8 protein-coding genes and 4 pseudogenes are annotated in these 12076 nt (G+C 71.5%); 8 read left to right on the forward strand and 4 right to left on the reverse strand.

The window, feature by feature from the left end:
- The first annotated feature begins 128 nt into the window (after nt 1-128).
- Nucleotides 129-680 (forward strand): adenine phosphoribosyltransferase, encoded by a 552-nt coding sequence (locus ACQ614_RS30300; RefSeq protein ID WP_363492519.1) that lies wholly within the window; start codon nt 129-131, stop codon nt 678-680.
- A 327-nt stretch (nt 681-1007) separates the two neighbouring features.
- A pseudogene (locus tag ACQ614_RS30305) lies at nt 1008-1721 on the forward strand (HD domain-containing protein); the annotation flags it as partial.
- Nucleotides 1722-1730: 9 nt separating this feature from the next.
- On the opposite strand, the pseudogene ACQ614_RS30310 reads toward ACQ614_RS30305, so the two are convergent.
- Nucleotides 1731-2051 (reverse strand): annotated as a pseudogene (locus ACQ614_RS30310) (HD domain-containing protein); the annotation flags it as partial.
- On the opposite strand from ACQ614_RS30310, the pseudogene ACQ614_RS30315 reads away from it, so the two are divergent.
- Together ACQ614_RS30315 and ACQ614_RS30320 are read left to right on the forward strand one after the other, a co-directional pair.
- Nucleotides 2044-2273: pseudogene (locus tag ACQ614_RS30315) on the forward strand (HD domain-containing protein); the annotation flags it as partial. The pseudogenes ACQ614_RS30310 and ACQ614_RS30315 sit on opposite strands and share 8 nt — an antisense overlap.
- A 146-nt stretch (nt 2274-2419) precedes the next feature.
- Nucleotides 2420-4289 (forward strand): annotated as a pseudogene (locus ACQ614_RS30320) (RelA/SpoT family protein); the annotation flags it as partial.
- A gap of 58 nt (nt 4290-4347) precedes the next feature.
- Here the strand turns inward: ACQ614_RS30320 and ACQ614_RS30325 are convergent.
- Nucleotides 4348-4797 carry a MarR family winged helix-turn-helix transcriptional regulator gene (locus ACQ614_RS30325; RefSeq protein ID WP_431682059.1) on the reverse strand — a complete coding sequence of 150 codons (450 nt, stop codon included), beginning with the start codon at nt 4795-4797 and terminating at the stop codon, nt 4348-4350.
- Nucleotides 4798-4855: 58 nt separating this feature from the next.
- On the opposite strand from ACQ614_RS30325, the gene ACQ614_RS30330 reads away from it, so the two are divergent.
- Complete coding sequence (locus tag ACQ614_RS30330; RefSeq protein ID WP_431682061.1) at nt 4856-5719, forward strand: NmrA/HSCARG family protein; 864 nt, start codon at nt 4856-4858, stop codon at nt 5717-5719.
- Nucleotides 5720-5813: 94 nt separating this feature from the next.
- Here ACQ614_RS30330 and ACQ614_RS30335 read toward each other — a convergent pair whose 3' ends face one another.
- Nucleotides 5814-7043, reverse strand: coding sequence for a DUF349 domain-containing protein (locus ACQ614_RS30335; RefSeq protein WP_431682063.1), 1230 nt, complete (start codon nt 7041-7043; stop codon nt 5814-5816).
- A gap of 253 nt (nt 7044-7296) precedes the next feature.
- The gene (locus tag ACQ614_RS30340; protein WP_431682065.1) at nt 7297-8085 is read right to left on the reverse strand and encodes a peptidylprolyl isomerase; all 789 of its coding nucleotides are present in this window, start codon (nt 8083-8085) and stop codon (nt 7297-7299) included.
- Nucleotides 8086-8317: 232 nt separating this feature from the next.
- On the opposite strand from ACQ614_RS30340, the gene ACQ614_RS30345 reads away from it, so the two are divergent.
- From ACQ614_RS30345 to aspS, 3 genes are read left to right on the forward strand one after another with little or no spacing between them, the layout of a single operon-like run.
- Nucleotides 8318-9025: an MBL fold metallo-hydrolase gene (locus tag ACQ614_RS30345; protein ID WP_363492525.1), complete on the forward strand. Its 708-nt coding sequence runs from the start codon at nt 8318-8320 to the stop codon at nt 9023-9025.
- An 11-nt stretch (nt 9026-9036) separates the two neighbouring features.
- Nucleotides 9037-10299, forward strand: coding sequence for a histidine--tRNA ligase (gene hisS / locus ACQ614_RS30350; protein ID WP_431682066.1), 1263 nt, complete (start codon nt 9037-9039; stop codon nt 10297-10299).
- Nucleotides 10296-12068, forward strand: a complete 1773-nt coding sequence (gene aspS / locus ACQ614_RS30355; protein WP_431682068.1) for an aspartate--tRNA ligase — start codon at nt 10296-10298, stop codon at nt 12066-12068. Before hisS ends, aspS begins: the two co-directional genes overlap by 4 nt.
- Nucleotides 12069-12076 lie beyond the last annotated feature (8 nt).

Raw genomic sequence — 12076 nt, forward strand, 5'->3', positions numbered from 1 at the left:
CCGCGAGGTCCGGCCGGCCCGAGTCTCCTCGGGCCGGCCGGACCTCGTCCGTTCACCACCCGTCGCGGAGGGTAGGGTCGAAGCGCCAACCGCCGGCCGGCACGGCCCGCAGACCCGAAGGAACCCACGTGACCTCCCCCGACCCCGCCCTCGCCGAGCTGCTCACCAGCCGGATCAGGGACGTCCCGGACTACCCGAAGCCCGGCGTGCTGTTCAAGGACATCGCGCCGCTGCTCGCCGACGCCGAGGCGTTCGGCGCGCTGACCGGGGCGCTCGCCGCCCGCGCGGCCGAGCTCGGGGCGACCAAGGTGGTCGGCCTGGAGGCCCGGGGCTTCGTCCTGGCGGCCCCGGCGGCCGTCGCCGCCGGCCTCGGCTTCGTGCCGATCCGCAAGAAGGGCAAGCTGCCCGGCGACGTCTTCGCCCGCTCCTACGACCTCGAGTACGGCTCCGCCACGCTCGAGGTCCAGTGCGACGCCTTCGCCGCCGGCGAGCGGGTCCTGGTGGTCGACGACGTGCTGGCCACCGGCGGCACCCTCGGCGCCTCGCTGGACCTCGTCCGCGAGGCCGGCGCGCAGCTCGCCGGCGTGGTCGTGCTGATGGAGCTCGGCTTCCTGGACGGCCGCGCACGTCTCGCCCCCCACCTCGCCGGGGCACCGCTCGAGGCGCTGGTCACCGTCTGACTGGACTTTCGCCAACTCGCCCGGGGGTGCCCTGTGCGCCCCCGGCGGTCTGCCCACGGCCCTTCCGCGCCGGGCGGCCGACCGGCCGGGCCGCACTCTCGGTACCATGAAGATTCATCCCCTCCCGGTTGTACGACCGACGGGTGCGACCGATGGCGCGACCGCCCGAACGAGGGGGAGGCCGTGCGCCCCCGAGGAGTGTCCTTGCCCGACGAGGTTGTGCCCACCGCGGAGGCCGCTGCCCCCGAGAGCCGTCCGACGCCCTCCGGGGCCGGCCCGGCGCGCCCCACGCCGCCGCCCGCCGCCCACCGGCCGTCCCCCGGCGGGATGCGGGCCCGTCTCGCCCGCCTCGGCGGCCAGCGCAGTACTGCGGTCAACCCCGTCCTGGAGCCGCTGTTCCGCACCATCCGGGCCAACGACCCGAAGGCCGATCCGGTCCTGCTCAAGGAGATCGAGAAGGCGTACGCGGTCGCCGAGAAGTGGCACCGCGGGCAGAAGCGCAAGAGCGGCGACCCGTACATCACCCACCCGCTGGCGGTGGCGACCATCCTCGCCGAGCTCGGCATGGACGCCCCCACCCTGATGGCGGGTCTGCTGCACGACACCGTCGAGGACACCGACTACGGCCTGGAGACGCTGCGCCGCGACTTCGGCGACTCGGTGGCCCTGCTGGTCGACGGCGTGACCAAGCTGGACCGGGTCAAGTTCGGCGAGGCCGCGCAGGCCGAGACCGTCCGCAAGATGGTCGTGGCGATGGCCAAGGACCCGCGCGTCCTGGTGATCAAGCTCGCCGACCGCCTGCACAACATGCGCACCATGCGCTACCTCAAGCGGGAGAAGCAGGAGAAGAAGGCCCGCGAGACGCTGGAGATCTACGCCCCGCTGGCGCACCGGCTGGGCATGAACACCATCAAGTGGGAGCTGGAGGACCTCGCCTACGCCCCGCTGGCGCACCGGCTGGGCATGAACACCATCAAGTGGGAGCTGGAGGACCTCGCCTTCGCGATCCTCTACCCCAAGATGTACGACGAGATCGTCCGCCTGGTCGCCGCGCAGGTCGCCCTGCACCTGGTCGATGACGGTGGCCAGGTACTCGTCGCGCTTGGGGGCGCGCTCGGCGACCAGGCGGACGATCTCGTCGTACATCTTGGGGTAGAGGATCGCGAAGGCGAGGTCCTCCAGCTCCCACTTGATGGTGTTCATGCCCAGCCGGTGCGCCAGCGGGGCGTAGATCTCCAGCGTCTCGCGGGCCTTCTTCTCCTGCTTCTCCCGCTTGAGGTAGCGCATGGTGCGCATGTTGTGCAGGCGGTCGGCGAGCTTGATCACCAGGACGCGCGGGTCCTTGGCCATCGCCACGACCATCTTGCGCACCATGCGCTACCTCAAGCGGAGAAGCAGGAGAAGAAGGCCCGCGAGACGCTGGAGATCTACGCCCCGCTGGCGCACCGGCTGGGCATGAACACCATCAAGTGGGAGCTGGAGGACCTCGCCTTCGCGATCCTCTACCCCAAGATGTACGACGAGATCGTCCGCCTGGTCGCCGAGCGCGCCCCCAAGCGCGACGAGTACCTGGCCACCGTCATCGACCAGGTGGACAATCTCGTCGTACATCTTGGGGTAGAGGATCGCGAAGGCGAGGTCCTCCACTTGATGGTGTTCATGCCCAGCCGTCGCGGGGCGTAGATCTCCAGCGTCTCGCGGGCCTTCTTCTCCTGCTTCTCCGCTTGAGGTAGCGCATGGTGCGCAAGATGGTCGTGGCGATGGCCAAGGACCCGCGCGTCCTGGTGATCAAGCTCGCCGACCGCCTGCACAACATGCGCACCATGCGCTACCTCAAGCGGGAGAAGCAGGAGAAGAAGGCCCGCGAGACGCTGGAGATCTACGCCCCGCTGGCGCACCGGCTGGGCATGAACACCATCAAGTGGGAGCTTCGCGATCCTCTACCCCAAGATGTACGACGAGATCGTCCGCCTGGTCGCCGAGCGCGCCCCCAAGCGCGACGAGTACCTGGCCACCGTCATCGACCAGGTGCAGGGCGACCTGCGCGGCGCCCGCATCCAGGCGCAGGTCACCGGCCGGCCGAAGCACTACTACTCGGTCTACCAGAAGATGATCGTGCGGGGCCGCGACTTCGCCGAGATCTACGACCTGGTGGGTATCCGGGTCCTGGTCGACACCGTCCGCGACTGCTACGCGGCGCTGGGCACCATCCACGCGCGGTGGAACCCGGTGCCGGGGCGGTTCAAGGACTACATCGCGATGCCCAAGTTCAACATGTACCAGTCGCTGCACACGACGGTCATCGGGCCCGGCGGCAAGCCGGTCGAGCTGCAGATCCGCACCTTCGACATGCACCGCCGCGCCGAGTACGGCATCGCCGCGCACTGGAAGTACAAGCAGCGCGCGGTGGCCGGCGCCTCCAAGGTCCGCACCGACACCCCGGTGCACGCCCGCAAGCACGACAAGGCCGACGCCGTCAACGAGATGGCCTGGCTGCGGCAGCTGCTGGACTGGCAGAAGGAGACCGAGGACCCGAGCGAGTTCCTCGAGTCGCTGCGCTTCGACCTCTCCAGCAACGAGGTCTTCGTCTTCACCCCCAAGGGCGACGTGATAGCGCTGCCCGCGAAGGCCACCCCGGTGGACTTCGCCTTCGCGGTGCACACCGAGGTCGGCTACCGCTGCATCGGCGCCCGGGTCAACGGCCGCCTGGTGCCGCTGGAGTCCGAGCTCGAGAACGGCGACACCGTCGAGGTCTTCACCTCCAAGGCGGAGAACGCCGGCCCCTCCCGGGACTGGCTCACCTTCGTCAAGTCGCCGCGTGCCCGCAACAAGATCCGCGCCTGGTTCTCCAAGGAGCGCCGCGAGGAGGCCATCGAGCACGGCAAGGAGGCCATCGCCCGGGCGATGCGCAAGCAGGGCCTGCCGATCCAGCGCATCCTCACCGGCGACTCCCTGGTCACACTCGCGCACGAGATGCGCTACCCCGACATCTCCTCGCTCTACGCCGCGATCGGCGAGGGCCACGTCGCCGCGCAGTCCATCGTGCAGAAGCTGGTGCAGGCGCTCGGCGGCGAGGAGGGTGCGACCGAGGACCTCGCCGAGACGGCCACCCCGACCCACCAGAGCCGCACGCTGCGCCGCCGCGCCAAGGGCGACCCGGGTGTGATCGTCAAGGGCGTCGACGACCTCTGGGTGAAGCTGGCGCGCTGCTGCACGCCGGTGCCGGGCGACCCGATCGTGGGCTTCGTGACCCGCGGCAACGGCGTCTCCATCCACCGCTCGGACTGCGTCAACGTCGAGGCGCTGTCCCAGCAGCCGGAGCGGATGATCGAGGTCGAGTGGGCGGCCACCCAGTCCTCGGTCTTCCTGGTGGCCATCCAGGTCGAGGCGCTGGACCGCTCCCGCCTGCTGTCGGACGTCACCCGGGTGCTCTCCGACCAGCACGTCAACATCCTGTCGGCGGCGGTGCAGACCTCCCGCGACCGGGTGGCGATGAGCCGCTTCACCTTCGAGATGGGCGACCCGAAGCACCTCGGCCACGTCCTGAAGGCCGTCCGCGGCGTCGAGGGCGTGTACGACGTCTACCGGGTGACCTCGGCGAAGAAGTAGGCGGGGCCGACAAGGCAGCAGTCAGGGGCGCGGGGATCAGTCCCCGCGCCCCTGCCGTTCACCCGCCCTCGCGCAGGCGCTGGATCTGGCGTTCGGCGAGTTCGGTGGTGCGGCGCATGTGGCGGGCGAGGAAGGCGAGTTCCTCCTCGCTGTACTCGGCCAGCATGGCCGCCCAGCCCTCGCCGAGTTCGCCCCAGAGTTCGCCGAGGCGGGCCGCCGCCGCGGGTACCGGTTCGACCAGCACCCGGCGGCGGTCCTCCTCGTCGCGCCGCCGGGTGACGTAGCCGGCCCGTTCCAGCCGGTCCACCAGGCGGGTGGCCGAGCCGCTGGTGAGACCGGTCAGTTCGGCGATCCGGCCGGTGGTGAGCGGGCCCTCCTCCAGGCCGAGCAGGTTGAGGCACTGCACATCGGTGGGGTGCAGCCCGAGCCGGTCCGCCACCGCCTGGTTGAACAGTGCGTACGAGGCGAGGTAGCGGCGGGAGTCGGCCTCGAGGTCGTGCGGCGGCATGGGCATCCTCCCGAATAAATATCTGCGCGACGCAGATAACTTGTCCTACAGTGTCTGCATGACGCAGACATCATATGTTGCGGTGGCCGGAGCCACCGGCACCCAGGGCGCCGCCGTCGTCGACGCCCTCCTCGCGCACGGCCTGTCCGTCCGCGCCCTCACCCGCACCCCCGACTCGGCCGCCGCCCGCGCCCTCCGGGCCGCCGGAGCCCAGGTCGTGGCCGCCGACTTCGACGACCGGGAGTCCCTGGACGCCGCCCTCGCCGGCGCCGGCGCCCTCTTCGCCATGTCGACGCCCTTCGGCACCGACCTCGCCACCGAGGTCCGCCAGGGCACCGCCCTGGTCGAGTCCGCCGCCGACGCCCGGGTCGGTCACATCGTCTTCACCTCGGCCGCGCACGCCGACCGCGACACCGGCATCCCGCACTTCGACAGCAAGTACCGGATCGAGCGACGCCTCGCCGGACTCGGCGTGCCCTGGACCGTCCTCGGCCCGGCCGCCTTCATGGAGAACTACGCGGGGGAGTGGACCCTGCAGGGGTTGCGCGAGGGCAGCTTCGTGCTCCCCATGCCGCCCGAGCGCCCGCTCGCACTCGTCCCCGCCCGCGACATCGGTGCCTTCGCTGCCCTTGCGATCACCCGCCCCGTCGAGTTCGCCGGCCGGCGGATCGACATCGCCTCCGACGCCCTCACCTGCCCCGAGATCGCCGAGGTGCTCGGCTCCGCCACCGGCAGGCCGATCGGCTTCCGCCGCCTCCCGCTCGCCGAGATCGAGGCCTACTCCGCCGACCTCGCCGCGATGTTCCGCTACTTCACCGAGACCGGCCTGGACATCGACACCGCCGCGCTGCGCCGCGACCACCCCGACGTCGGCTGGCAGGGCTTCGCCGACTGGGCGCACGCCCGCACCTGGCCGCTGTGACCCGCCGCGGCGGTGACCCGCCGCCCGCCGACGGACATGCGGAGGGCCCCCGCCGCGGCAGGGGCCCTCCGGTCGTGCGCGGGGGAGCGGGGCGTCAGCCGCCGAACTCCTCCAGGCTCTTCTGCGCCTGCTCCAGCAGGGCCTGACGGCCGGCCAGCTCGGACTCCAGCTTGGCGACCCGGCTCGCATTGCCGGCCGCACGCGCCTTGTCCAGGTCGGCCTGCAGCTTGTCCACGGCCTGCTGCAGCAGCCCGGTCATGCCGGCCGCACGGGCCTTCGCCTCCGGGTTGGTGCGCTTCCACTCGGCGTCCTCGGCTTCGCGGATCGCCCGCTCCACCGCGTTCAGCCGGCCGTCCAGCTGGCCGCGGGCGGCACGCGGTACGTGGCCGATCGCCTCCCACCGCTCGTTGACGTCGCGCAGCGCCGCCTTGGCCGCCTTGAGGTCGGTGATCGGCAGGATCGCCTCGGCCTCCAGCAGCAGCGCCTCCTTGAGCTTCTGGTTCTCGCCCTGCTCGGCGTCCCGCTCGCTGAACGCGGAGGACCGGGCCTGGAAGAACACGTCCTGGGCGCCGCGGAACCGCGCCCACAGCTCCTCCTCGGCATCCCGCTGCGCGCGCCCGGCGGCCTTCCACTGCGCCATCAGGTCGCGGTAGCGGGCCGCGGTCTCGCCCCACTCGGTCGAGTCGGACAGCGCCTCGGCCTCGGCGACCAGCTTCTCCTTCGCCACCCGGGCGTGCTCGCGCTCGCTGTCGAGCGCCGCGAAGTGCGCCTTGCGGTGCTTGGAGAACACCGAGCGGGCGTGCGAGAAGCGGTGCCACAGCTCGTCGTCGCTCTTGCGGTCCAGCCGGGGCAGGCCCTTCCAGGTCTCCACCAGGGCGCGCAGCCGGTCGCCGGCCTCCCGCCACTGGGTGGACTCGGCCAGCTGCTCGGCCTCGGCGACCAGCGCCTCCTTGGAGGACCGCGCCTCCTCCTGGGCCTTGGCGCGGGCGGCGCGCCGCTCGCTCTGCCGGGTCTCGATCTCGCCGCTCAGCGTGTCGAGGCGCTTCGCCAGCGCGTCCAGGTCGCCGACCGCGTGCGCCTCGGCCACCTGGGCCTTGAGGTGGTCGAGGGCGACCTGTGCCTCCTTGGCGGCCAGGTCGGTCTTGCGGACGCGGTGCTCCAGCAGGCCGATCTCGGCCTCCAGCCCCTGGTACTTGCGCTCGAAGTACGCGAGGGCCTCCTCCGGGGAGCCCGCCTGCCAGGAACCGACGACGCGTTCGCCCTCGGCGGTCCTGACGTACACGGTCCCCTGCTCGTCGACACGGCCCCACGGGTCGCTGCTCACAGCGCCTCCTCCAATGACGCCCGCCCGCCGCGGCGGCGGGGGACGTCGTCCACAGTTGAATGTGCGGCGGACCGATGGAGTCCGCCGTCCTGCCGCCGAGTGCTGCCGAGGGTGACGGCCGACGGTCAGGGCACCCTATACAACAGCAACATAGGCGACCAGCGTCGGTGCTGTCCGCATCCGGGCCGGGTGATTTCCCGGGAAGCGTGCGCCCCGGCGGCCGCAGGCCGGCCGGGGCGCACGCCCGCGCGGATCAACCCTTCGCGGTGGTCACCGAGTTGAGCACCATGTCGGCCACCGGCGCGCCGTCGCCGCCGCCGCCCTGGACACCGCCCGCGGCGATGTTCTGCACGACGTCGAGGCCGCCCGTCACCTTGCCGAACGGGGTGTAGTTCGGCGGGAGCTGGGTGTCCTTGTAGACCAGGAAGAACTGGCTGCCGTTGGTGCCCGGGCCGGCGTTGGCCATGGCCACCGTGCCCGCCGGGTAGGTCGCGCCGGTCAGGTTCTCGTCCGCGAACTGGTAGCCCGGGCCGCCCGAACCGGTGCCGGTCGGGTCGCCGCACTGCAGCACGTAGATGCCCTCGGTGGTGAGGCGGTGGCACTTGGTGTGGTCGAAGTACTTCTCGTTGGACAGGAACGCGAAGGAGTTCACCGTGTGCGGGGCCTTGGCGGCGTCCAGCGCGATGGTGATCTTGCCGCAGCTGGTGTCCAGCGACATCGTGTAGTTGGCCTTGGTGTCCACCGTCATGGCCGGCTCGGCCTTGAACTGCTTGCCGTTCGGCGAGCCGGGTGCCGGGGTGGTGCAGCCCTTGACCGGGGTGGCCGCCGCGGTCGGCGTCGGGGCCGCGGCCGGGTCCTTCTTCTCCTCCGAGCCGCTCAGCGCCCAGGTCGCACCGGCGACGCCGACCACCAGGACGGCCACGGCGGCGCCGACCAGCAGGTTGCGCTTGCGCGCCTGCCGCTGGGCCTCGGCACGCCGCTCCATCTGGCGCTCGTACTTCTCGCGGGCGAGCTGCCGCCGCCGCTGTTCGCTGCTGACCACCGGCCGTGTCTCCTGAGTGCTGATGCGGGGGTTGGGGGGTTCCGGTGCGGATCATCGCATCCGCAGGCGGCCAAGTGTAAGGACCCCGAGCGTAAGTACGAGATCAAACGCCGCCGAGGTTGGGCAGGACGGGGCCTATCTGGTTCGCTCCCGGTGCCGTGCCGCCGGTAGGCTGCGGTGTGACCGGGCGGTGACATCACGGGCCCGCCTCCCTCCCGACAGAAGGACTCGCGTGTTCGTCGCCGGATTTCCCGCCGGAGCCTGGGGCACCAACTGCTACCTGGTCGCGCCGGCCGCCGGCGAGGAGTGCGTGATCGTCGATCCGGGCCACGAGGCCGCGCAGGGCGTCGAGGAGCTCATCCGCGAGCACCGGCTGAAGCCGGTCGCCGTGCTCCTCACCCACGGCCACATCGACCACATCGCCTCCGTGGTGCCGGTCTGCGGCGCCCGCGGCGTCCCGGCCTGGATCCACCCCGAGGACCGCTACATGATGAAGGACCCGGGCCGCGGCCTGGGCCGCTCCCTCGGGCAGCAGATCATGGGGTCGATCACCGTCGGCGAGCCGGACGACGTCCGCGAGCTCACCGACGGCAGCGTGCTGGAACTGGCCGGCCTGGAGCTCACCGTGGACCACGCGCCGGGCCATACCAGGGGGTCGGTGACCTTCCGGACGCCCTCGTCGGACCAGATCCCGCCGGTCCTGTTCTCGGGCGACCTGCTGTTCGCCGGCTCCATCGGGCGTACGGACCTCCCGGGCGGGGACAGCAAGGCGATCATGGAATCGCTGGCCCGGGTGTGCCTGCCCCTCGACGACGAGACCGTGGTCCTCTCCGGCCACGGCTCCCAGACCACCATCGGCCGTGAGCGCGCCACCAACCCGTACCTCCTGCAGGCGGCCGGTGCGCTGGATGCTCCGGCCCACCCGCGACGAGGAATGTGACGGAAGAGACGTTGAGCACCTTCTCCGCCCCCAAGGGCACCTACGACCTGCTGCCCCCGAGCTCCGCGACCTTCCTGGCGATCCGCGAGCGCCTCTCCGCGCCCGCCCGCCTGGCCGGGTACGGCTACATCGAGACCCCGGTCTTCGAGGACGTGAAGCTCTTCTCCCGCGGTGTCGGCGAGTCCACGGACATCGTCACCAAGGAGATGTACAACCTCACCACCAAGGGCGGCGACGAGCTCGCGCTGCGCCCCGAGGGCACCGCCTCCGTGCTGCGCGCCGCCCTCCAGGCCAACCTGCACAAGCAGGGCAACCTGCCGGTCAAGCTCTGGTACTCGGGCTCGTACTACCGCTACGAGCGCGCCCAGAAGGGCCGCTACCGCCAGTTCGCCCAGATCGGTGCCGAGGCGATCGGCGCGGAGGACCCGGCGCTCGACGCCGAGCTGATCGTCCTCGCCGACGACGCCTTCCGCTCGCTCGGCCTGAGCGACTACACGCTGCTGCTCAACAGCCTCGGCGACAAGCAGTGCCGCCCGGTCTACCGTGCCGCCCTGGTCGAGTTCCTGACCGGCCTCGAGCTCGACGAGGACACCCGCCGCCGCGCCGGGATCAACCCGCTGCGGGTCCTCGACGACAAGCGCGAGTCGGTGCAGGCCCAGCTCGGCGGCGCGCCGATGCTGCGCGACTACCTCTGCGAGGAGTGCAAGGCCTACGACGAGAAGGTCCGCGAACTGCTCACCGCCAACGGCGTGGCGTTCACCGACGACCCCAAGCTCGTCCGCGGCCTGGACTACTACACCCGCACCACCTTCGAGTTCGTGCACAACGGTCTCGGTGCACAGTCCGCGATCGGCGGCGGCGGCCGCTACGACGGGCTGTCCGAGATGATCGGCGGCCCCGCGCTGCCGTCCGTCGGCTGGGCCCTCGGGGTGGACCGCACCTATCTGGCGATGGAGGCCGAGGGCGTCGTCCTCGACCTGCCCGCGCCCACCGCCGTCTACGCCGTCGCGCTCGGCGAGGAGGCCAAGAACGTGCTCTTCGCGAAGGTGGTCGAGCTGCGCCGCGCCGGGGTGGCCACCGACCTCGCCTTCGGCGTCAAGAGCATCAAGAACGCCATGAAGTCCGCCGACCGCTCCGGCGCCCGCTTCGCGCTGGTCGCCGGGGACCGAGATCTCGCCGCCGGTGTCGTCCAGCTCAAGGACATGGCCACCGGCGAACAGGTCCCCGTCGAACTCGAAGCACTCGTATCCACCCTGAAGGAGAAGCAGCTGTGATCCGCACGCACGACGCGGGCACGCTCCGCGCGGAGCACGCCGGAACGACCGTCACCCTGGCCGGCTGGGTCGCCCGCCGCCGCGACCACGGCGGTGTGGCGTTCATCGACCTGCGCGACGCCTCCGGCACCGTGCAGATCGTCGTCCGCGACCTGGACTCGGTGCACGGCCTGCGCGCCGAGTACTGCGTCAAGGTCGTCGGCGAGGTCCGCGTGCGCCCCGAGGGCAACGAGAACCCCGACATCGCCACCGGCGCCGTCGAGGTCGTCGTCAGCGCGATCGAGGTGCTCTCCGAGGCCGCCCCCGTCCCGTTCCCGGTCGCCGAGTACGAGCCCGGCACGGTCAACGAGGAGGTCCGCCTGCGCTACCGCTACCTGGACCTCCGCCGCGAGGGCCCGGCCCGCGCCCTGCGCCTGCGCTCCAAGGTCAACAACATCATCCGCCGGGTGATGGAGGAGAACGACTACCTCGACATCGAGACGCCGTACCTCACCCGCTCCACCCCCGAGGGCGCCCGCGACTTCCTCGTCCCCGTCCGCCTGCAGCCCGGCCACTGGTACGCCCTGCCGCAGTCGCCCCAGCTGTTCAAGCAGCTGCTGATGGTGGCCGGCATGGAGCGCTACTACCAGATCGCCCGCTGCTTCCGCGACGAGGACTTCCGCGCCGACCGCCAGCCGGAGTTCACCCAGCTCGACATCGAGGCCTCCTTCGTCGACCAGGAGGACGTCCTGGCCCTCGGCGAGAAGGTCATCGGCGCGATCTGGCGCGAGGTGCACGGCTACGAGGTGCCCAACCCGCTGCCGCGGATGACCTACGCGGACGCGATGGCCCGCTACGGCTCCGACAAGCCGGACGTCCGCTTCGGCCAGGAGCTGACCGACCTCACCGAGTACTTCGCCGGCACCGAGTTCCGCGTGTTCCAGGCCCCGTACGTCGGCGCGGTCGTCATGCCCGGCGGCGCCTCGCAGCCCCGCAAGCAGCTCGACGCCTGGCAGGACTGGGCCAAGGCCCGCGGCGCCCGCGGCCTCGCCTACGTCCTCGTCGACGCCGAGACCGGCGAGCTCCGCGGCCCGGTCGCCAAGAACCTCTCCGAGGAGCACCTGGCCGGCCTGGCCGCCGCCGCCGGCGCCAAGCCCGGCGACGCGGTGTTCTTCGCGGCCGGCAAGAAGGCCCCCTCGCAGGAGCTGCTCGGCGCCGCCCGCCTGGAGATCGGCCGCCGCTGCAACCTGATCGACGAGTCGCAGTGGGCCTTCCTCTGGGTCGTCGACTTCCCGATGTTCGAGCCCATCGAGGACGACAAGGGCAACTTCCAGGGCTGGCACGCGGTGCACCACCCCTTCACCGCGCCCACCGCCGAGTCGCTGGCGAGCTTCGACACCGACCCGGGCAGCGCCCTCTCCAACGCCTACGACCTGGTGCTCAACGGCTCCGAGCTGGGCGGCGGTTCGATCCGTATCCACCAGCGGGACGTCCAGAAGCGCGCCTTCGACGCGATCGGCCTCTCCGAGGAGGAGGCGTCCTCGCAGTTCGGCTTCCTGCTGGACGCCTTCAACTACGGCCCGCCGCCGCACGGCGGTGTCGCCTTCGGCCTGGACCGCATCGTCACCCTCCTCGGCGGGTACGACACCATCCGGGACGTCATCGCCTTCCCGAAGACGTCCACCGGCGGCGACCCGCTGACCGGTGCGCCGACCCCGATCACCCCCGCGCAGCGCCGCGAGGCCGGTGTCGACGCCAAGCCCAAGTCGGAGACCGAGCCCAAGGCCTGACCCAGGTC

The sequence above is a fragment of the Kitasatospora dryopteridis genome (assembly GCF_050749075.1).
GTDB lineage: Bacteria > Actinomycetota > Actinomycetes > Streptomycetales > Streptomycetaceae > Kitasatospora.

Bases quoted from the DNA above. Each gene is read 5' to 3' on its own strand.
- ACQ614_RS30325 (WP_431682059.1), bottom strand. From the start codon at position 4,797: ATGCCGCCGCACGACCTCGAGGCCGACTCCCGCCGCTACCTCGCCTCG.
- ACQ614_RS30330 (WP_431682061.1), top strand. From the start codon at position 4,856: ATGACGCAGACATCATATGTTGCGGTGGCCGGAGCCACCGGCACCCAG.